Below are 21,755 nucleotides of genomic sequence, written 5' to 3'. Positions count from 1 at the left end.
GGGTAGCTGTTTGGTTTTTTCTATAGGAGGATTTACACATGACTATAAGTGATGGATTGATAAACTGTGGTAAATATATGCTCGAAAATAAGCTGGCATGGGGTACATCAGGCAATATCAGCAGCCGAGTTGATGATAAAACAATGCTTATAACCGCTTCAGGTACCTTTATGGGTGACTTGAAAGATGAAGATTTTGTTCTATTTGACCTTCAGTATGAAAAAAACTTAAGTGAAAGAAAAGCTTCAAAAGAAACACCAATGCATACAGGAATATATAAAACAAGGCCAGATGTACAAGCGGTTATTCATTCCTCACCATTTTATACAACACTCTTTGCATGCAGTAAAGAACACATACTCGCAAACCTGTTTATTGAAAACTTTTATTACCTGGAAAATATCGGCTATGTAGATTATTACCATCCTGGAACAAGAGATCTAGGAGAAGCGATAGCAGAAGAGGCCAATAAATCAGATGTAATAATGATGCGTAATCATGGAGTAGTAGTGATGGATACTTCCATATCAGAAGCCTTAATGAGATTAGAAACATTAGAAATGACATGCAGAATGATCCTGACAGCAAAATCCAGTGGGGTTGAATTACATTCGCTGCCTGACTATAAAGTGACGGAGTTTTTGGAAGAGTCTCTTTATAAGCCAAGGATTAAACGATAAGGAGGCTTAAAAATGATTGGTGTAGTAGCAGATGATACAACTGGTGCTAATGATATTGGCATCATGTTTTCTAAGAGCGGCTATAAGGTAAAGGTGCTTACCTTTGAAGAAAATATGGAAATTGTAAGGGATGCAGATGTAGTTATTATCGATACAGACAGCCGCTTAGACAGTCCCAATACTGCCTATGATAAAGTATTTAAAGCAACAAAGATTTTACAAAAGGCAGGTTGTACGATGTTTTATAATAAAACATGCTCTGTGTTTAGAGGCAATATAGGTGTGGAATTTGATGCCATGCTCGATGAATTGAATGAAGATTTTGCAATTATTTCTCTTTCTTTTCCACAAAACGGCCGTACAACCACAAATGGGATTCACAAGGTTAATGGCAAGAGACTAGAAGATTCAGAGTTCTTCCATGATCCCGTTCATCCAATGATAGAGTCCAACCTAGAATCAATTTTGAAAAAACAGACAAGAAGAAATGTAACCTCTATTTATTTAGAGACAGTCAGAAAAGGTCCTGAAGAATTAAAAAAGGCGATTGAAGAGGCAAAAAATGATTATCAGTACGTAATCATTGATGGTCAAACACAAGAAGACTTAACTATAATCGCACAAGCAGCAGCAGGGTTTAGAGTACTTGCTGGCAGCTCGGCATTAGGAGAAGAACTGCCTAAAGTTCTGCCCAAATCAGCGTTTCCTAATTTAGCAAGCACTGTATCGATAAAGGATTCAAATGGAGTTCTAATTATATCAGGAAGCCTAACACCGCAAACAAAAGAACAGACAAAAGAGTTAATAGAATCAGGCGTTTTCTCCATAGTAGTTGATTCAAGGAAAATCTTAGACAGCAATTATCAAGAAGAACTTGATAAAGTCTATAACGAAGCGAAATTACGGTTAAGAGACGGGCAAGATGTGTTGATTATGGCAGAAAATAATCCAATCATCGTAAAGGAAACAAAGGAAATTGGAAAACTCAAGGGATTTAGTGAATTAATTATTAGTAAAAAAATATCAGGTTTTTTAGCCGCTGTTTCTAAAAGATTGACTGATTCTTTAGATTTAAAAAGAATTGTCGTTGCTGGCGGAGATACTTCTGGCACTGTATGCAGGCATTTAGAGATTAAAGGAAATTATATTGTGAAGGAAATTGATACTGGTGTGCCTTCCGGATTAGTAATTGATAAGGAAATGTTAATTGTACTGAAGTCAGGCAGTTTCGGTAAGAAGGACTTTCTTGTTAAAGCAGTTTCGCATTTAAAAGAATTAACTACATCGTAAGTGCGCTTTCTAAATCAATTAACGTTCTATATAATTTAATCTAGAAGTTATGATTTCAGGAGGGTATAACATGGACAAACGAGATTGGCAGATATTGCAGAAGTTATACAAGGAAAAAAATATAACAAAAGTTGCAGAAAGTCTGTTCATGTCACAGCCAGCACTTACAAAAAGAATTCAACAAATGGAAGCAGAATATAAGGTAACAATCGTTCATCGCAGTAAAAAAGGAATTCAGTTCACACCTCAAGGAGAATACCTCGTTAACTATGCAGATGAAATGATTACAAGAGATATAGAGGTACAGGATCATTTAGCTAATATGGATGAAGAAATTTCTGGTACATTACGACTAGGTGTTTCTAGTTTTATTACAAGAAAAATTCCGCCAGTTCTTAAAGAGTTTAAATCAAGGCATCCAAAAGTTAATTTCAGCTTAACAAGCAAATGGAGCAGCCAAATATATAATCAAGTGTACAATCACGAAATTCATATTGGATTTGTAAGAGGAGATTACAAGTGGATTGGAGGAAAAAGATTATTACTAGAAGAGAACTTATCATTAGTATCTTATAGTAAAATCGATTTGGCAGAACTTCCAACATTACCCCGAATTGATTATATATGTGATGTTAAACTTCAAGATATGATAGATACATGGTGGTCAGAGAACTTTTCCGTTCCCCCGAAAGTTGGAATTAAAGTAGATAAAACAGACACTTGCAGGGAAATGGTAGCACATGATTTAGGGTATGCGATAATGCCCAGCTTAGTTATTAAAAACACAGGGAATTTATATCAGCTGCCCTTAAATGATAAAGATAATAATCCAATAACTAGACACACTTGGATGTTCTACAATCAAGATGACTATAATTTGAAATTAGTAAGAACCTTCATTGAGTTTATGGACGAAATAAACTTCCAAGATATGATATCTAAACAAAATTAAATTTTAAAGTGATGGAGTGTAGAACATGAACAAATATAAAGTCGGTTTAATCCATGCTACACTAAATTCTGTTAACCCAATACTGGAAGCTTTTGCGAAGAATTTTCCTGATATAGAAACGATTAATTTCATGGATGAGGGACTGCTCAGAGCGCTAGAGAAAGAAGGAGAAATTACAGCAGCATTAGTAGAACGTTTTGCGAGTTTGCTAGAACGAGCGGTGGATACAGAAGTAGATGGAATCCTTCTATCCTGCTCTGCTTACAGTCCGACAATTACCGAAATGCGCAAAAGGTTTCCGCAGCTTCCAATTGAAAATGTAGATGATGCCATGATTGAACAAGCCGTTAAGCTGGGGCGTAAAATAGGTGTCGTTGCAACAGTAGCTACTGCTGGTCCGACTACGGAAAAAGCAGTAAAAGACAAGGCTGATATCTTGGGAGAAGAGGTAGAGGTTTTAGTGGAAGTTAATACAGAAGCATTTGCTGCTCTAAATAACAAAGATTTTGAATTGCATGACAGCCTTATTGCAAGCAGTGTAGAAAAGCTTCTCAATAATCAAGTAGATCTAATCATACTGGCTCAACTTTCAATGGCAAGAGCAAAGACTGCTCTAAAGCATGTTGCCATTCCGATTTTAACTAGTCCAGAAATTAGTTCTAATAAGATTGTTAGTGAAATCGAAGCATTTTACCGCTAAAATAAGTGAGACCTTCATTAGAAATGAAGGTCTTTTTTCATTAGCAAAATAACTTTCTATAAATGAATTATAATTGCCATGTTATACTTGTATTGGAATTATAATACATATATCTGGAGTGAGACAGCATTCCAGACAGGGGGACTTGATGATTTCATCTATTGTTTACATAGTGTTAGTAGTTGGGGGATTATTGTATTTAATCAAGAAAAAGAGTGATTCAGAAGCCTATTTTCCTTTAAAAATAATTGGCTATTATATATTAGGTGTATTTGCATTTAAATTTAATGGAATTGCCTTACCGCTTGGCTTTATCATTTATTTACTGTTTTTCCGACCTAAGTTAAATACGCCTATTAAACGTCAAGCAGCCATCTTTGGTTTCATTATATTTATAATCGTACAATGGATCACACCAATTGCTGTAGATAAATGGGAGAGCCGCACGATAAATCTTGAACATGAAATTGGTTCGGTATATAAGCTTAATTTTGATAAAGAGAACGATTTGGTTATGAAGAAATTAAAACTTAAAGATGGTGAAATTAAGCTCACAAATTTTAACTTGCAATATACTAAATCAGGCAAGCCGACAGAATTAAGCTGGGATTTAATTCAGCAAGATCACTTTGACATAGTATATTATAGTATTAATTATGTAGTGGATAAGAATAGGTATGAAATTTCTAAAAGTCATTTTGAAGCCTGGGATAATCTTATTTCTTTAGTAGATGCCAAGTATTTCTTTGTAAATATGAACGCGCTTAATATTGCAGACATTACAAATGCTAAAGGAAGTTTGTCTACTTTTGCGATACACAGCTTTGGCGAAAGAACGCAATATGGTTTTGCTGAAAATGAACCTCATGTTATTTCAAATGGAGAAATAAAGAAATTAGATGAAAAGCAGTTACCAGTTGAAGGTTTTTCTATCTCAACATATGCTCTGAAAAAAATGAGTGAAGAGACAGATGAGCAAGGTAATATTACTCAAGAGGGATGGGAAGGTACAGCAACAACTGATTATCTCTTTGATATAACTGCTGTTGAGGAAGAAGAAGAATTTTAGTAGTAGATTACCATATACAAAGGCAAACCTTTCAAAGGTTTGCCTCTCTTTATTATTAAACTGAGTTTCCATATTATATTAATTATGTAAGTTATTATTTTATTTTTTTACTAAATGATGATATAACTAGAAAGGTATTTATTTATAAGAGGTGAATAATGATTAATCAAATCTACTTACGAAGAAAAAATAAACTCATCCTAACCAAAGGCAATGAACATACGCCTAATCTCCATTACATAGCCACCATCTTAGCCAATTTTGAATCACTAGGCTACACATTTTCTAAATCTATCATTGATACACTATATACATATTCCGCAAACCAGCTTAATGAATTCTATTTATCCACCATCGATAATTTGAAAGAATTATTGGGTGCAAATAAGACCTATAAGCCAATGTATCCGAACTTTCCGCAGCAGGTGATGGAAGCGAGCGATGCAGAACTATTTGTAAACGCGCTTATACATTATTTGTCAGAGGGGACAATATTGCCTGAATATGAGCAACAGACAAGACTGCCGTTGTATGACAGAACAGAGCAAAAAGTGATAGCCCTTGGTTCGACTGACGATTTTTTGATGATTTTCCGAAACTTGCTTTCTTCAAAAACGTCCCTTTCAGCAACTGACAAGGCAGACTTGGAGTATGCCTTCTCAAGCTTTCCTGAAATGGCCGGGCAGCTTATACCGCGAGAAGTGCCTTTGAAGGAGAATATTGCTTTACTTGGAAAGTTATTATTGGAGAACAACTTAGATCATAAGATTCTGTTTCAATATGTTAAAACAGCTACAGATGTCCTGCGGATTGCTGTGTCTCTTTCGGATGGGGATGTCAGCTTAGCTGCAAGTACACGATTTAAGAGCTTTAAAAGAAAGGAGAGACGTTTACTTCTAACGCTTCTTGAAAACTGCGGCAATATCGAAGAGGATATGAAAAGGTATAAGAACAGATGGATTAGGTTAGGAGAGCGGCTCCATCCAGGAGAATATAAGCAATTTAAAAAGGCGAACGAAGCTTTTTTCAAGCTGAGAAATAATGAGCATATTCCTACATTTAATGGTCTTGTTGCAGAGGCACTGTGCACAAAGCGAATGGATGATGCTATGACTTTTTTGTCTGAAAGACCAGGTGAATTTGCGCGCAAGCTTGATCACCTATTAAGACTTCATCACCAGCCTGAGATTGTGATCGAGAATTTTAAGGCAATTGCTGAAAAAGTAGAAACGACGGTGCTGTTGCAAGTAAGAGAACATTTTAAAAACAGGAATGCAGGAAATGAAAAAAGATCATTTTTTCCTAAAGGAAATGTAGCGAAGATGTTTGTGATAGACAATAATCTCCCTGACATTGCAGAGGAAGTTTGTGAGGAAATTGTGTGCATTTGTGACAACAGTTTAATCAGTATTTATAAGCAAAAGGGTCCGATTGGAAAGGTTTATTTGGACGAAGCACTAAAAAATTATCTTGTGCCATTTTCCCAGCGCTCCGCTAATAAGTCGGTTAAAGCTGTTGTGAGAGGATCTAAGCTAGATGTGGCAGAGTCCATGAAGACAATTAGAACTTTTCTTTATTGGAAAGACGGCTCGAAAGATTGGGGCACAGATATCGATTTATCCGCCGTTATGTATGATGAAGCCTGGGGATATTTGGAACATGTTTCGTATACGAACTTAAGATCAACTAAGTATAAATCGAGTCATAGTGGTGATATTACTTCAGCACCAGCAGGCGCTAGTGAGTTCATTGATTTGGATATACAGTCGGTCCGTAATTTCGGCGGAAGGTATATTGTCTTTTCTATCCATTCTTTTAGCGGTGAGGCATTTAATGAGCTTCCAGAATGCTTTATGGGCTGGATGAGCAGAGAAAATCCTAATTCCGGGGAAATATATGAGCCAAAAACAGTCGAGAATAGAATGGATATTACATCTGATTCTAAGATATGTATTCCAATGATACTTGATTTACAGGATAATAAAATTATTTGGACAGATGTTGCACTTCGGACTGAACCAGATTATGCTAATAATGTAGAAGAAAATCAAATGGGCATGGTGTTGATGGGTAAGGCATTAACATCCCTTGTTAAACCAAACTTGTATGATTTATTTAAGCTTCATATTGAGGCAAGAGGGGAATTATGTGCTAATATAGAGGAAGCAGATTTAATTTTCTCTATGGATAAAGGAATTACTCCATATGATCTTGATCTCATTGTTTCAGAATATCTATAGTATTAATACATATTGGGCTATTATCTATCTTCCTTCTAACTCTTATATCTTGTAAATCGTTAGATGGATTGCTTTCCCAATTAATATAAAGGCTATGTTATACCTTCCTTCTTAAACTCTTAAGTTTTATCGAACTTAGGTATGGCAGTTTCCTTGTAAAGCCAGGCTTCATAATAAGCCTGGCTTTATTTATGTTGTTGGGTGTTTTATACTAATTTAGGAATCTATCTGGAATATAAAGAAAAACCTACCAAAAAAGTGTATAATAAAAGAGAACTACATACATTTGATGCGGGTGGTGCTGGTCACTCTTTCCCTTATGGTGAAGGAGGTGAACACGCCAATGGATTTTCTAAAGACTCTGCTGGAGAATACTGTCACAGTATTTTTCACTGCTTTTGCTGCAGCTTACGCACAGCGCTTAGCGGGCAAAAGGAAAAAAGAGCAAAGAAAAACCACCCCGCGCCACAAACGTAAGGGTGGTTCTTCTCGCTAATCTAATATATTAGCCTGACCGCACCGCCCGATATGGCAGTAGTTCAGGGCCAAGGAGTTACCCGCTCCTTGGCTTTTTCTAGTTTATGCTTATAGTTACATATTATACCCAAGCTACTATTAATTCAAGCAAAACAGAATAGTTTATTTAATTTGCTGTTTAATATCATTCATGAACAAAATCGTTTTGTTAATGAGCGGCAGGAGAACTGTCGTGTGATCCTCTCCTGGAAATTCGAGAAATTCACTATCAAACTTAGCAGAAACATGTGTTTGAAGTTCATCATTAAGTTTCTTCGCTTTTTCATTCATTTGTGAAAAATGATCTCTTTCCAATTCTCCGCTTGTGATAAGGAGCTTCGCTTTCGGCTCAGTTTCCATAAACTTTTGCTTTGCAGTATTTAAAAAGTCTTCATTCCAATGGATGGAGGGGCTGCTTGCCACATAATACTGAAAGGAAGAAGACGAAGTAAATAATGCAGAAAGTACGAATAAACCGCCAAGAGAATGACCGACAATCGTCTGTTTTTCGGTATTAACCTCATATTTTTGTTCAATTTGGGGCTTAAGTTGTTTTTCAATAAAAGAAAGAAACAAGCTTCCGCCGCCCCCTGGTGGAAAGTCCCTGTCTATGGGATGGTAGGATAAGAAATCTATCTCAGGTGAGAAGGTATAGTCAAAATATCTACTGTCATTAAATGGTTCTGTTGTTTCATAACCGATGCCCACAATAATATGCGGTTTTTTTCCTGTAATCTCTCCCCGTCTAGTCTGCAGATTCATACTTTCTGTGAAACTGGCAAAGATAGAGTTTCCATCTAGTACATATATAAGTGGAAAACCATCTTCAGGCGCAGGTGAATCAGGAACAGATACGAATATTTTATATAATTGCTGATTTCCTTGTGACAAGATAGACCAGCATTCTGTATGCGGCAAGGTATATGGTTCTGTCTTCATACTTTCCTCCGTTTCATTTAAGTGCAGGCTATCTTTATTAATTGGTTAAATTTTGGTATTATTAATGAAAATGATTATCAATATCATCAAATATTTTAAAGGGAACTGGTGAGGAAAACAAGTGGCAATCATAAAAAATAATAATATTTGGAAAAATTTCTATTTAGACTTGAAGAGCATCAAGCGCATTCACAAGCAAAGCAAGGAAAATAAAATTACGTCTTATTTCGATTTAATATATATTCAGACTGGCAGAGGAACCATTACGATCAATAAAGAAGTGAAGCAATTTGCCAGCCACCAGCTCCTCGTCATCCCGCCAAGCAGTACCTATAAACTTACATTTGCTAGTGATGTAGATTATTATCTTATTTCCTTTCAAGTTTTTCTGAAAGACAAGGAGGAAGAGATTCAGCCCTACTTAGACAGCTTGGCATGTATGCAGCAGCAGGTAATACCTTATCATCAAGAGGCGGCAGTACTAATAGAGGAAATGTATCGCCTTGAAGGGGAGGACACCCCTTACCTCCATTTTCTGCAGAGAGCTAGGCTTGATGAAGTATTCTTTCATTTATTGTCCTATAAAAAGCACGACACACCTAATGATACTCTCTTAGCAATCGAGGAAACAAAAAGGTATATGGAAGCTCATTTTCATGAACGCTTAAAGATTGATATGCTGGCACAGCAGGCAGAGCTCAGTCCTAAATATTACTCAGAAATGTTTAAAAAACAATACGGTATTACGATAAGCGATTATATTACGAGATTACGTGTAAATAAAGCTAAACAACTATTGCTGATGACAAAAGACAGCATTCGTTCTATTGCCAGTTCTGTCGGCTATGCGGATGAATTCTACTTAAGCAGAAAGTTTAAACAAGCTGTCGGCATTTCTCCATCGGCATATCGGGAGAAAAGACATAGAAAAATAGCTTCCTATGATTTCGCAACAACAGGACATCTGCTGGCGTTGCAAATACTTCCATATGCAGCCCCCATTCATCCGAAATGGACGCTTGATTATTATGAGCAGTACAAAGATGATATTATCTTCCATCTCGAGTCTTATCGAAAGCATACAGAATGGCGCAAAAACATTGTGAAGCTAAAGAGGGCAAAGCCCCATCTAATTATAGCGAAACAGGAAATAACTGCAGACGAAAAAGCAGAATTAGCTAAAATTGCTCCTGTCTTTTATTATTCAGAGCAGGACAATTGGAAAGATCAGTTTTTTCAGATAGCAGAATATTTGAACTGCACAAAAGAAGCAAAGGATTGGATGGATTTCTATGAAAATCAGGCATTAAGTGCATCTGCGCAGCTAGCTCCATATTTAAGCGGAAAAAAAGGACTAGTCATCAGTCTTTTCAAGGATAATTACTATTTAAACCGCTCTAGAACCATTATAGAAGTAATCTATGAAGAGCTGCAGATAGGCTCTGCACAAGAGAAAGACAAATGGAAGCATAATGAAAAAATATCAATAGATACTGTTATGGAAATGCAGCCAGATTTCCTTTTAATGAATATACGCCAGGATGAGGAAACGCTAAAACATTGGGAGACTGTCAGGACATCGGTGCATTGGAACAATATTGAAGCTGTGAAACGCCAGCAAGTTTATTACATCCAATCAGATCCTTGGAATGAATGCTCTGCAAGCTCTCATCTTCGTGTTATTCATAATCTATTAGAATTGATTACGGAAAAAGTACAAGTAAATGAGAGGAAATAATCCATGTTCCAATAAAAGATAGTTTTGTATAATCCTAATTGAAAGTGGTTATCAATATCAATTAGACTATATAAAAGGGGAAGATACTCGTGAAAAAATATGCATTTATTATAATGTTAGGTATCCTGCTTGTAATTGCAGCTGCCTGCGGAAAAGAAGAGTCTGCAGGTAGCAGTGAAAAACCTGCAGAGGAAGCAAGTGCTGATACGACAAAAACCATTACATTTTTAGATAAAGAATATGAAATTCCAAGCAATAGTACTAAAATTGTTACAGCAAGTCAGGAAGCAATGGAAGATGCAGCTGTGTTAGGAGTTAAACCAGTAGGAGCAGTAGCAACTGGTGGCGAGTTTCCTGCATTTTTAGGAGATTCCATGTCTGAGGCTCAAGAAATTGGTGACAAATTCCAGCCGAGCACAGAGAAGCTCTTGCAATTAAAACCGGATGTCATTCTTGGAACAAGCAAGTTTCAAGCAGATGTCGTGGAAAGCTTAAATAAAGTTGCACCAATGATTCCGATTTCCCATATTTCTACTCATTGGAAGGATAATCTGCTTGTTTTGGCAGAGATTACGGGTAAAACAGCGGAAGCTGAAAAGTACATTTCTGATTACGAAGCAAGTGTAAAGGAAACAAAGACAGCAGTTGCGGAGAAAATTGCTGATAAAGAAGTTGTAATGGTCAGAATTCGCAGCGGTAGCATTTTTGTATACCCAGAGAGTGTGTATTTCAATCCAGTACTTTACACTGATTTAGGACTTACAGTACCAGAAGAAGTAAAAGCAGCTAAAGCCCAAGAACAAATCTCATTGGAAAAGCTGGCTGAAATGAATCCTGATTACTTGTTTGTGCAATTTGAGGAATCTGAAAATCAAGAGAATAAAGACGCTTTGAAGGATTTCGAAAGCAATGCTATTTGGACAAACTTGAATGCAGTTAAAGACGAACATGTATATGTAAATGCAATTGACCCAATGGCAGCAGGCGGTACTGCTTGGAGTAAAACAAACTTCCTAGCAGCTTTTAAGAAAGAATTAGGGCTGTAAAATAACAGTACTTGTCCAGAACTCCTGGACAAGTACTAATTGTATATAAGGTGAATATGTATGTATCAAAAAAAACTGGCAACCTATTTAATTATTATATTATCTCCAATCTTGTTTGCGCTCGTTACGCTTCTTTCCATCCGATATGGTGCAACAGACACATCCTTTAAGGATATTTTTGCAGCTGTTTTCCATTATGATCCAGATAATATGCAGCAGACAATCGTGAGGAGTTCAAGAATACCAAGAGCAGTTGGTGCCTTACTGATTGGGATACTATTAGCTGTTTCGGGAGCATTAATGCAAGGCATCACAAGAAATTATTTAGCATCTCCATCCATAATGGGAGTGACAGACGGCTCTGCTTTTTTTATTACCATTTCATTTATCTTTTTGCCTAATTTATCTTCCTTTCAGCTATTATGTCTTTCATTTTTTGGATCACTGTTTGGCGTGGCACTTGTAATGGGCTTGGCAGCATTCGTGAAAAACGGCTATTCGCCAGTCAAGCTTGCGATAATCGGGACGATTATCGGAACATTTTTAAGCGGTGTATCCTCCAGTCTCGCCTCCTATTTCCAAGTTTCCCAAACAATGAGCTTTTGGTATAATGCGAGGCTTCATCAAATCGATTCACCTTTATTAACGTTTGTTATTCCATTTGCCTTAGTTGGAATTATTATATCGATGTTTTTATCGAAATCAGTGACAATCCTGTCTTTAGGCAAGGATCTCGCGACAGGATTGGGACAAAAGACAAGATGGATTCAGCTGTTATCTATGGCAGCTGTCGGCTTAATGACAGGAATATCAGTGGCGTTAGTCGGGAAAATTGGCTTTATCGGACTGATTATTCCCCATATCACAAGATATCTTGTCGGAAGTGACTATCGGGCCGTTATCCCGTGTGCCGGCATATTAGGCGGAGTATTTTTAGTTTTCTGTGATGTGATCAGCAGGTTTGTCAATTATCCATTTGAAACACCGATTGGCATCATTACATCCTTTATAGGTGTTCCTTTCTTTCTCTATTTAATTAAGCGAAAGGGAGGAGGCTATCAGCGTGTTTAACAAAAGATTTTACATAACCGTGTTTGTTCTGCTTGTCCTTATCCTAGCAGCCGGTTATTACAGCATCACAAATGGCGTGTATCCTATCACCTTCTCGCAGTTTTATGAAAGTGTGTTCCGCATACAGCCCAAGGAGGATATTGATTTAGTACTATTTGAATTAAGGCTGCCAAGACTGGTGCTTGCCTTGCTGATTGGCTTTGGCCTTGGTGTTGGCGGTGCGGTCCTTCAAGGCATTACAAAAAATGGACTTGCAGACCCGGCCATTCTTGGTATAAACAGTGGAGCCGGAGCTTTTATTGTTGCATATATGCTCCTCTTTCAAGGAACCTTCTCTGGCGATCAGCTCCTGATGAAGCTGTTAATGCCGCTGATTGGTTTAATCGGCGGATTGTTTGCTGCTACGATTATATTCCTGTTAGCATGGAACAGAATTAGCGGCCTTGATTCCCAGCGTCTGCTCTTAACAGGAATTGCAATCAGCACAGGGTTTGGATCACTGTCCATGTTTCTGTCTCTAAAGATGAAAGCACAGGACTTTGAAATGGCAACTGTTTGGCTTAATGGGACCATCTATAATGCTACATGGACATATGTCATTTCCATACTTCCATGGTTTTTACTTGTCGTACCCTTCATCCTCTTTAAAGCTTACAAGCTCGATTTATTCCGCCTCCAAGAAAATGTCATGAAAGGTCTTGGCATACAAGTGGAGAAAGAAAAGTGGCTGTTGATGGCAGGTGCCGTTATATTAGTAAGTTCATGTGTGGCAGTTTCCGGAAGCATTGGATTTATTGGACTAATCTGTCCTCATATCGCTAGGCTTCTAGTTGGATTGAAGAACCGCCATTCCTTGCTAGTTTGCGGGCTTGTCGGCATGCTGCTTTTGACAGTAGCTGATTATATCGGCAGAAGTGTTGTCGCACCGGCAGAAATATCTGTAGGTATTATACTAAGCATTATCGGAGCACCATATTTTATCTTTTTATTAGTAAAAGCAAAAGTTTAGGAGGCAAGAATGGAAGAGTTAATTGAAAAAACAGTTGGCGGCAGGAAGCTGTACATCTGCTTGCCTCCAAGCTACTATCAAACAGATCAGCATTATCCTGCCGTGTATGTGCATGATGGACACTATTTATTCTCCAGTAATTTGGCTAAGTTAAAAGAGTCTTATCAAGTAAATGAAATCAAAGAAGTGATTCTTATTGGAATGGAGCCTGTTGATAGACTTCATGAATATACTCCATGGCCTGCGGAGAGTTTAGTACCAGCCTTCCCTGATTTTAAGGGGGAAGGAAAGGAATATTTGCATACTTGGGAAGAGTCTATTAAAGCATATATAGATAGTCAATTCCGCACAATACCTGATATGAAGGAAACGGGTATGCTCGGAGCTTCTTTAGGGGGACTGATTACGCTGTTTGCCTTGTTTTCTACCAGTGAGGTAATCGGGAAGTACGGTCTACTATCCCCATCCTTATGGTTTCCAAATATGCTCGAATTTTTAGAGAATGAAGTGTGCTCTCCTGAGAAAAAGAAGCTGTATTTATATGTTGGCAGTGAAGAAGGAAAAGGAAAAACGAATATACAGCAGGAAATGGTTCAGTCTGTGCAAAATGCGAATGGCATCCTTGAACGAAAGGGATTTTCTCAGCAGCAGCTGCTTTTTGAAGTAAGGCAAGCTGCTAATCACCAGCGGGAATACTTTATTGAGCAATTTATGGTGGCATTGCGCTGGCTATATAAGAAATGAACCGATGCTTTTTAAAAGCATCGTTCTTTTTTGTATAAAAATTTAAAAAAGCGCTTTCAAAAAGTGTTTGACGAACGAGTTAGAGGGTGTTAATCTAATAACGACCAATTAATTAGTTCATTAAACAAATTAATTATGGCATCATCAGTTAGTTTGGTCTAGTGTGTTTTATGAAATGTAAGGGGTTACAAATTGTGAAGCAGAGGGGAGGAATAATGTTTTTCTATGCTAACAACGGATTGAATGTTCATAGCTTACAGCACATCTAAAGATAATTGCATAAGCACCGACTGATTTATTTGAAATTTCCGTCTTATAATTACAATTCTGTTGGAGGGATAATGATGGCTCAAACAAACAGAGAGCTAGTAATACCAGATGTAGACAGGAAAGTACAAAAATTTGGAGTTAAAGATCAGTTAGGTTATTTATTTGGTGATTTTGGCAATGATTTCTTTTTTATACTAGTAGGTTCGTTTTTAATGGTGTATTACACAGATGTCTTTGGTCTAAGTCCTGCAATGGTAGGAACGATTTTCCTTATTGCTCGTCTTTGGGATGCAGTTGCAGACGTAACATGGGGCCGTTTTATTGACACGAGAAAGCCAAGTAAAAATGGAAAGTTCAAACCATGGATTTTCAGAATGTCTTTTCCTCTCGTGTTTTCAGGAGTGTTGATGTTTATACATATTCCCGGCATGTCAACAGGCTTCTATGAAGCATATGCCTTTGTGACATATATTTTATGGGGAACATTGTATAGTACGGTAAACATTCCTTACGGATCAATGGCTTCTGTCATTACAAGTGATCCTGTCGAGCGTACGTCTCTGTCAAGTTTCCGAACAATGGGGGCAACTTTAGCTGGGTTAATTGTAAACGTGATAGGACCGTTAATTGTATTTGTCGATAATAAAGCAGATCCTAGCCGTTTTTTTATGGCCGCCATCATTTTTGCAGTTCTTTCACTATCCTGTTATATGGCATGTTACAAGATGTCAACGGAACGTATTACAGAGACAAGAAAGGAAGGCAAAACCTCGCTGAAACGGACATTGCAAGGGGTAGGGAAAAACAAGCCGCTTCTGATTATCCTTATTGCTTCACTCGTTTTTATTATGAGCTCTATGTTAAAGGGAGCTGTTGATGTATATTTGTTCAAAAATTATTTTGATAATGCAAAAGCATTAAGTATTTCAGGGCTTATTGCGACAGCTGCCATGTTTATTGCGATAGTAATTGCAAAACCGCTAGTTGCAAGATTTGGGAAAAAAGAAGTGGCAGCAGCAGGCTTGCTGCTTTCCGTAATAGATTATTTGCTGCTCTATTTCTTATCAGATATTAGCGCTAGTCAATTCCTTGCAATCTCTGCAGTTGGAATGTTTGGTTTTTCGTTCTTTGGGATTGTTGTTTGGGCATTTGTCACAGATGTAATTGATTATCATGAATTCATAACAGGCATGAAGGAAGATGGGACGATTTACTCTATTTATTCATTTGCTCGAAAGGTAGGGCAAGCAGTTGCAGGTGGATTAGGTGGAACTGCACTTGCTGCAGTTGGTTATAGTGCGTCATTAGACGTGCAATCAGAAAGCACGTTGCAGGGCATTCATACCCTTGCGACATTGTTGACAGCAAGCTCTTTATTTCTAGTTTTCTTGCTGCTTGTATTCTTATACCCGCTCAGCAAAAAGAAAACGCTACAGCTTGCAGGGGATCTTGCTGATAGAAGGAATGCTGCTAAATAAATATGGGAAGGATAGCTGGATTGCAGCTATCTTTTTTTTGCCAAAAGCAAACGAAGCCCCAACTTAGGTGAGGCTTCGTTTAGTCTTAAGCATTGCTTTCAAGAGAAAAATTGAGCATTGGCACATCGAGAAAGTTTTTAATTGCTAATGCACACGCACCTAAAACTACAGCACCTTTTCCTAATGGGGAGATTAACAGCCCTTGATAATGGCTGGTGGAAGAGGTCAGATTCGCTTTAATTTTTTCGAGCGAATCAGGATAGATATGCAGCAATTCACTTTCCAGCACAAGTGTATCAGGATTGTACATGTTAATTAAATTATTCAGACCGATGGAAAGGTAGTAAAGAAGCTGTTCCATTAAGTCAATTACCTCTTGGTCGCCGCTTTCAATCCAAGCTTGGATTTGGTCATACGTTAAATCCTCCAGATTTCTGGCTGAAGAAAGCTGTTCAAATATACTTGCTTCAGAAGCATACTTCTCCCAGCAGCCCTTGTTTCCACAATTACAGGGCTTTCCGCCAGGAACGATAATCATATGGCCGGCTTCCCCAGCGAAGCCATCATACCCACGGAAAAACTCATCATTCATCATCATACCGATGCCAATACCAGAGTATAGAGTTGTACACAATAAATAGTCAGTTTCATGGTGCTGATAGACCCTTTCTGCAAAAGAACAGAGATTAGCATTGTTCTCTATATATAAAGGAATGTCTATTTCCTTTTTTAAATCTTCTTTCAGATGGATGTTGCTCCAGTTAAGCCGAGGGACGAAATGTATAATTTCATCCTTTGATACTAATCCGTGAATAGCAATCACAATACCGACAATTCCATATTCGCTTACAGGCGTATTTTCTTGGAAATTCTTTATCTCCTCTATGAGGATATGTAAAATCTTAGCGTAATCATTGGTTTTCAATTCAACAGATTTAGTGGAAACTGGCTGGCCGAGAAGGTCTGAAAGAATGAAGGAGATTTTGCCGCTATCCAAATCAATACCAAGAGCAAAACCTGCACTTCCATTTAAGGAAAGCATAATTGGTTTTCGGCCAACTGAATTATGCTCAAGCTGTGTCTCGACAATTAAACCTTCCTCTAAAAGATCAGCCACTTGAACAGAAATGGTCGCTCTCGTTAAATCTGTAACCTTAGACAAATCTGCTCGTGAGATCATACCTTCTTTAATAATATTTCTTATAATTGAGGAGCGATTAATTCTTTTTATGTATGCTGCATCACCAGTAATCATGTGATCCTCCATTGGTTTTATATATTGATATATTTAATATTAGACTACCCTTATTATACCAGCAACATTTAACAAAACCTCTGTTAAATCTGTAATCTGCATTGACGAACAAATTTAAACATGTTACATTATGTGTGGAATTAATTTGTTTAGTGAACAAATTAATAAATAATAAAATGTAAATGCTTACAATAACTTGAGAAAACATATGAATGGGAGAGGGGAGCATATGAAGAAATTTCTAGATAATGATTTCTTATTAGATACGAATACGGCAAAACAGTTATATGAAAATGCGGCTACCAGTTTACCAATTTTTGATTTTCATTGCCATTTAAATCCGCAAGAGGTTTGGGAAGATAAAACATACGAGAATCTGACAGAGCTATGGCTTAGTGGAGACCATTATAAATGGAGAGTCATGCGTATTCATGGTGTGGATGAACATTTTATTACTGGAGATGCCAGTGATTGGGAGAAGTTTAAGGCTTGGGCTGAAACAGTGCCATACCTGATTGGCAATCCTTTATATCACTGGACACATATGGAACTAAAAATGTATTTTGGTATTGATCAACTGCTTAGTCCACAAACAGCCTCTGAGATATATGAACAGTGCAGCCAATTGCTTAAGACATCGCAATTCACTGCAAGAGCATTGATAAAAAGATCAAATGTTACATTTATCGGAACAACAGATGACCCCATTTCCCCGTTAACATACCATCAATTATTGAATAATGATGAGACATTTAAAACGATCATTGCTCCTACTTTCCGGCCTGATGGGGCACTATTTATAGAAAGACCAGCATTTAGTGAATGGTTAAGAAAATTAGCAGACGCTTCTGGAATTCAGATTGATAATTTAGACGGCTTATTAGCTGCATTGAAAGAGAGAGTTGATTTTTTTCATCAAAATCGCTGCTGTGCATCTGATCATGATATCCCTAAGATGGAATATATAGATGCGAAAAAGGAAGACATTGACAGCATCTTTCAAAAAGGTATGAAAGGTATCGAGCTGACAGAAGAGGAAACAGGATGCTATCGTTCCTTTTTGTTAAAAGAGCTAGGGAAAATGTATGCGGAAAAACAATGGGTCATGCAATTACATATAGGGGCGATGCGCAACAATAACACAAAAATGAAGAAGCTTATTGGACCAGATACTGGTTTTGATTCAGTCGGAGAAGCTAATCATGCGCAAGCGCTGGCTGCATTTCTTGATGCCCTTGACCAGGAGGGTGCTTTGCCGAGAACCGTTTTATACAATCTTAATCCAAAAGACAATCCCGTACTTGCCGGCATGGTTGGAAATTATTCAGAAAAGGGTGTGTCTGGAAAAATTCAATTTGGTTCAGGCTGGTGGTTCAATGATCATATCGATGGTATGGAAAGGCAAATGAAGGATCTTGCGAATGTAGGGATGTTGAGCCATTTTATTGGAATGCTGACAGACTCACGGAGTTTTCTCTCATATGCCCGCCACGATTATTTTCGCAGGATTGTATGTAATCTTTTCGGTAATTGGGCAGAATCCGGTTTGGTACCGTACGATATGGACCTGCTTGAGGAAACAATTAGAAACATTGGATTTCAAAACGCAGAGCGATACTTTTTAGTAAGGTAATTGTTAGCATGCAGGGTGTTTCTAGAAATTTTACTGAAGCTGCTTTTAAAAAAGCAATTTCAGTAAAAAAAACAGCAGATTTCAGCATTTTTAGAGAATGTATTATGTTCCAGAAAGCAATACAATAGAAACAGGTTCTTACTTTAATAAAAAAATGATAACGCTTACCAAATGGGGTGGTTTTAGCTGGAGCAATGGATAATGGCCTATTACAGGATGCGAGGAATGGAGACGGCAGGCTTTGAGTTTCATTCACATCACGAATACGAGATATATTTTTTTCACTCGGGAGACTGCAAATATCTAATAAATAACCGGATTTATGAACTGCAGCCGGGAGATATTTTATTGATGGACGGATTAACATTGCATAAACCGAATCCATCATTAGAAACCCCCTATATTAGAAGTGTCATTCATTTTTCACCAGCTTATTTACAGGAAATTTTGCATGTGCTTGGAATGGAAGCTTTGCTGGACCCCTTTCGAAAACTAAACAACTGCCTCCTTCGAACAGGCTATGATAAGTCAGCAAAGCTGGTGGAAGAGAAAATGAGTCAAATCAGTAGCCTATTTGCAATCCATCATAAACAGGAAAATAATCAACCAGACATATTAGAGGCAGAAGTGAAATTAGAACTTGTACAGCTGCTTGTAGAGATTTACAAAATGAGCAAAAAAGATTTACAGATGTTTCCGGCAAAAAGACCAGAAAAGGAAATTCATGCCGAGATGATAGCATCGTGGATTGATGAGCATTTTACGGAAAAAGTCAGTTTAGACAGATTAGCTAAAGAACGAAATTTAAGCAAATATTATACATCTCATGTCTTCAAGGAAATTACGGGGTTTACGGTGATGGAGTACTTAATGGGCTGTCGTCTTAATCATGCCAAATATTTATTAGAAGTGGAGCCACATCTTCCATTATCTCAAATTGCGCAGAAATCAGGCTTTGAAAGTATTTCTCATTTTAGCAGGTACTTCAAAGAAAAGGTAGGAAACACGGCAAGAAATTATCGAGCACTAAAGACTGGCCAAAAATAGTTAAGGAGGCTTTATAAAGATGAATAACCTATTGATTTCAGGGTTTTCAGATGAGATTTCAGCTGACTTTAATACACAGCTTGAGGTAGTTAAAAAGCTTGGCATGCATTATATATCCTTGCGTGGAATTGACGGAAGAAATATTGGTGATTTTTCGGTAGACGAAATAAGGGATGATGTTTTACCCCGTTTGCAAAAAGCAGAAATCGGTGTTTCGTCTATAGGATCTCCAATAGGCAAGATCCTAATTGATGACGACAGCGGCTTTGAAGAGCAAAAGCAAATGCTCCACACAATATGCAAGATTTGCAGCTTGCTTGATTGTAAGTATATCCGAATTTTCAGCTTCTATATTCCGAAAGGGGAAGAAGCAGACAAATATCGAGAGAATGTTATTAGTAAATTAAAGGAATTTGCTGCAATTGCTAAATCATATGATATTATTTTGCTCCATGAAAATGAGAAGGATATTTATGGGGATATTGGCCGGCGCTGTAAAGAGATTTTGCATGAAGTAGGCTCAGCTTCTTTTAAAGCAATTTTTGATTTTGCTAATTTTGTACAGTGTGGTGAGGAACCAAAAAAATGCTATGACCTTTTGAAGGATGACATCGTCTATATTCATATAAAAGATGCAGTATCAGAAACTGGACAGAATGTAGTATGCGGTACTGGGCAAGGCAGAATTCCAGAAATATTGGAACTGGCAATGGACGAAGGCTATCAGGGATTTTTGACACTGGAACCGCATCTTGTGTTATTTGATTCGCTAAAGGACTTGGAGCTGGAAGAATCGCTTCACTTTATCGAAAACAATGAAGCACTTACAGGAGCGAGTGCCTACAAGCTGCAATATGAGTCATTGCTAGACATTCTTAACCAAATTACAAGTAAGGAGGAAGTATAATGGGCAGCAAAGTGAGATTAGGTGTTATTGGGTTAGGAGCTCAAGGAGGAGCATATGCTGACTTTTTGGCAGAGGGGCGAGTCGCAAATATGGTGCTAGGGGCGATTTGTGATATTGATCCAGCAAAAAAGACAGCAGCAGCTGAGAAGTTTCCTGGTATTCCTTTTTATGATAACTATATTGACATGCTTAAAGGAAGTGAGATAGACGCAATCGTCACATGCGTTCCTCATTATCTTCATCCTGAAATGGCGATTGAAGCATTAAAAAGAGATATTCATGCACTTGTTGAAAAACCAGCAGGTGTTTATACAAAACAAGTCAAAGAAATGAATGATTTTGCAGCAACAAAACCGGAATTAACCTTTGGGATTATGTTTAATCAACGGACAAATCCACTTTACCAAACTTTAAAGAGTTTAATAGATACAGGAGAAATTGGCAACATCCGCCGCACAAACTGGATGATAACAACATGGTGGAGGCCGCAAGGATATTATGACCAAGGAGCATGGAGAGCCACTTGGAATGGTGAAGGCGGCGGTGTCCTTGTCAATCAGGCGCCCCATCAAATTGATTTGCTGCAATGGATTTGCGGGATGCCAAAGAAAGTTTATTCTAATGTGAAATATGGATTTCAGCGCAATATTGCTGTGGAAGATGAAGTAACTGCATTGCTTGATTACGGAAATGGTGCGACAGGTGTGTTCATTACTTGTACACATGATGTAATAGGGACGGACCGTTTTGAAATATTGGGAGACAAGGGGAAAATCGTTGTTGATGAAAGTCAGAAAATAACGATTAAACGCCTTGTTAAACCAGAGTCAGAAATGAGTGCTACTATGAGCATGCATGAGGTGACAAAAATATTTATGGGCGGCAATACACAAGAGCTCTATTCAGAAGAGGTGCTAGAATTCGAGAGTGTTTGGGGAGAGCAGCATATCGCTGTTTTGGAAAACTTTGCAGCTAATATTATAGACGGCACGCCGCTCCTTGCCCCTGGCTCTGATGGAATAAATGGGGTTGCACTGGCAAATGCCATTCATCTGTCGAGCTGGTTAGACAAAGAAGTAGAGCTGCCAATTGATGAAGAGGTATATCTAGCTGAGTTAAACAAAAAGATAGAAGCGGAAAAACTAAACCCAATTAAAAGCTGACATGGGTT

20 protein-coding genes are annotated in these 21,755 nt (G+C 37.7%); 17 read left to right on the top strand and 3 right to left on the bottom strand.

From position 1 onward, the window contains the following. Nucleotides 1–38 precede the first annotated feature (38 nt). The 7 genes from MKX82_RS20440 (at nt 39) to MKX82_RS20410 (ending at nt 7,427) form a co-directional block, all read left to right on the top strand. Nucleotides 39–680, top strand: a complete 642-nt coding sequence (locus tag MKX82_RS20440) for a class II aldolase/adducin family protein (protein ID WP_341079734.1) — start codon at nt 39–41, stop codon at nt 678–680. Nucleotides 681–692: 12 nt separating this feature from the next. Then, nucleotides 693–1,970, top strand: coding sequence for a four-carbon acid sugar kinase family protein (locus MKX82_RS20435; RefSeq protein WP_341079733.1), 1,278 nt, complete (start codon nt 693–695; stop codon nt 1,968–1,970). Between the two features lie 70 nt (nt 1,971–2,040). Then, nucleotides 2,041–2,922: a LysR family transcriptional regulator gene (locus tag MKX82_RS20430; protein ID WP_341079731.1), complete on the top strand. Its 882-nt coding sequence runs from the start codon at nt 2,041–2,043 to the stop codon at nt 2,920–2,922. Nucleotides 2,923–2,947: 25 nt separating this feature from the next. Further along, entirely contained in the window at nt 2,948–3,622 is a 675-nt protein-coding gene (locus MKX82_RS20425; RefSeq protein ID WP_341079729.1) for an aspartate/glutamate racemase family protein, read from the top strand. Between the two features lie 148 nt (nt 3,623–3,770). After that, nucleotides 3,771–4,691, top strand: a complete 921-nt coding sequence (locus tag MKX82_RS20420) for a hypothetical protein (protein WP_341079727.1) — start codon at nt 3,771–3,773, stop codon at nt 4,689–4,691. A gap of 158 nt (nt 4,692–4,849) precedes the next feature. Then, on the top strand, nt 4,850–6,931 hold the full coding sequence (locus MKX82_RS20415) for a TerD family protein (protein ID WP_341079725.1): 2,082 nt from the start codon (nt 4,850–4,852) through the stop codon (nt 6,929–6,931). A 343-nt stretch (nt 6,932–7,274) separates the two neighbouring features. Continuing rightward, nucleotides 7,275–7,427, top strand: coding sequence for a hypothetical protein (locus MKX82_RS20410; protein WP_233314833.1), 153 nt, complete (start codon nt 7,275–7,277; stop codon nt 7,425–7,427). A gap of 143 nt (nt 7,428–7,570) precedes the next feature. Here MKX82_RS20410 and MKX82_RS20405 read toward each other — a convergent pair whose 3' ends face one another. After that, nucleotides 7,571–8,386, bottom strand: a complete 816-nt coding sequence (locus MKX82_RS20405) for an alpha/beta hydrolase (protein WP_237943231.1) — start codon at nt 8,384–8,386, stop codon at nt 7,571–7,573. A 121-nt stretch (nt 8,387–8,507) separates the two neighbouring features. Between MKX82_RS20405 and MKX82_RS20400 the strand changes: the two genes are divergently transcribed. The 6 genes from MKX82_RS20400 (at nt 8,508) to MKX82_RS20375 (ending at nt 15,742) form a co-directional block, all read left to right on the top strand. Continuing rightward, nucleotides 8,508–10,124, top strand: coding sequence for an AraC family transcriptional regulator (locus MKX82_RS20400; protein WP_341079722.1), 1,617 nt, complete (start codon nt 8,508–8,510; stop codon nt 10,122–10,124). A gap of 113 nt (nt 10,125–10,237) precedes the next feature. Then, on the top strand, nt 10,238–11,170 hold the full coding sequence (locus tag MKX82_RS20395) for an ABC transporter substrate-binding protein (protein WP_341081570.1): 933 nt from the start codon (nt 10,238–10,240) through the stop codon (nt 11,168–11,170). A gap of 60 nt (nt 11,171–11,230) precedes the next feature. After that, a complete protein-coding gene (locus tag MKX82_RS20390) occupies nt 11,231–12,241 on the top strand; it encodes a FecCD family ABC transporter permease (RefSeq protein WP_341079721.1) in 1,011 nt (336 codons plus the stop codon). A 13-nt stretch (nt 12,242–12,254) separates the two neighbouring features. Beyond that, the gene (locus MKX82_RS20385) at nt 12,255–13,250 is read left to right on the top strand and encodes a FecCD family ABC transporter permease (RefSeq protein ID WP_341081568.1); all 996 of its coding nucleotides are present in this window, start codon (nt 12,255–12,257) and stop codon (nt 13,248–13,250) included. 9 nt (nt 13,251–13,259) lie between these two features. Next, nucleotides 13,260–13,994 (top strand): alpha/beta hydrolase, encoded by a 735-nt coding sequence (locus MKX82_RS20380; RefSeq protein WP_341079719.1) that lies wholly within the window; start codon nt 13,260–13,262, stop codon nt 13,992–13,994. 341 nt (nt 13,995–14,335) lie between these two features. Further along, a complete protein-coding gene (locus MKX82_RS20375; RefSeq protein ID WP_445738849.1) occupies nt 14,336–15,742 on the top strand; it encodes an MFS transporter in 1,407 nt (468 codons plus the stop codon). Nucleotides 15,743–15,827: 85 nt separating this feature from the next. Here the strand turns inward: MKX82_RS20375 and MKX82_RS20370 are convergent, their stop codons facing one another. Continuing rightward, nucleotides 15,828–16,997 carry an ROK family transcriptional regulator gene (locus MKX82_RS20370; protein WP_233314838.1) on the bottom strand — a complete coding sequence of 390 codons (1,170 nt, stop codon included), beginning with the start codon at nt 16,995–16,997 and terminating at the stop codon, nt 15,828–15,830. A gap of 229 nt (nt 16,998–17,226) precedes the next feature. Here MKX82_RS20370 and uxaC point away from each other — a divergent pair, with 229 nt between their 5' ends. Then, nucleotides 17,227–18,630 (top strand): glucuronate isomerase, encoded by a 1,404-nt coding sequence (uxaC, locus tag MKX82_RS20365; RefSeq protein WP_341079717.1) that lies wholly within the window; start codon nt 17,227–17,229, stop codon nt 18,628–18,630. On the opposite strand, the gene MKX82_RS20360 is transcribed toward uxaC, so the two are convergent. After that, on the bottom strand, nt 18,581–19,018 hold the full coding sequence (locus MKX82_RS20360) for a hypothetical protein (protein WP_341081670.1): 438 nt from the start codon (nt 19,016–19,018) through the stop codon (nt 18,581–18,583). The two genes, uxaC and MKX82_RS20360, sit on opposite strands and share 50 nt — an antisense overlap. On the opposite strand from MKX82_RS20360, the gene MKX82_RS20355 reads away from it, so the two are divergent. From MKX82_RS20355 to MKX82_RS20345, 3 genes are read left to right on the top strand one after another with little or no spacing between them, the layout of a single operon-like run. Beyond that, complete coding sequence (locus tag MKX82_RS20355; protein ID WP_251646783.1) at nt 18,901–19,677, top strand: helix-turn-helix transcriptional regulator; 777 nt, start codon at nt 18,901–18,903, stop codon at nt 19,675–19,677. The genes MKX82_RS20360 and MKX82_RS20355 overlap by 118 nt on opposite strands. A gap of 19 nt (nt 19,678–19,696) precedes the next feature. Continuing rightward, complete coding sequence (locus MKX82_RS20350) at nt 19,697–20,584, top strand: sugar phosphate isomerase/epimerase family protein (RefSeq protein WP_341079716.1); 888 nt, start codon at nt 19,697–19,699, stop codon at nt 20,582–20,584. Further along, nucleotides 20,584–21,747: a Gfo/Idh/MocA family protein gene (locus MKX82_RS20345; RefSeq protein ID WP_341079715.1), complete on the top strand. Its 1,164-nt coding sequence runs from the start codon at nt 20,584–20,586 to the stop codon at nt 21,745–21,747. Before MKX82_RS20350 ends, MKX82_RS20345 begins: the two co-directional genes overlap by 1 nt. Nucleotides 21,748–21,755 lie beyond the last annotated feature (8 nt).

The sequence above is a fragment of the Niallia sp. FSL R7-0271 genome, assembly GCF_038005785.1.
Lineage (GTDB): Bacteria > Bacillota > Bacilli > Bacillales > Cytobacillaceae > Niallia.
Note: the sequence above shows the minus strand (reverse complement) of the source record. Positions and strands in the feature narration are given on the sequence as shown.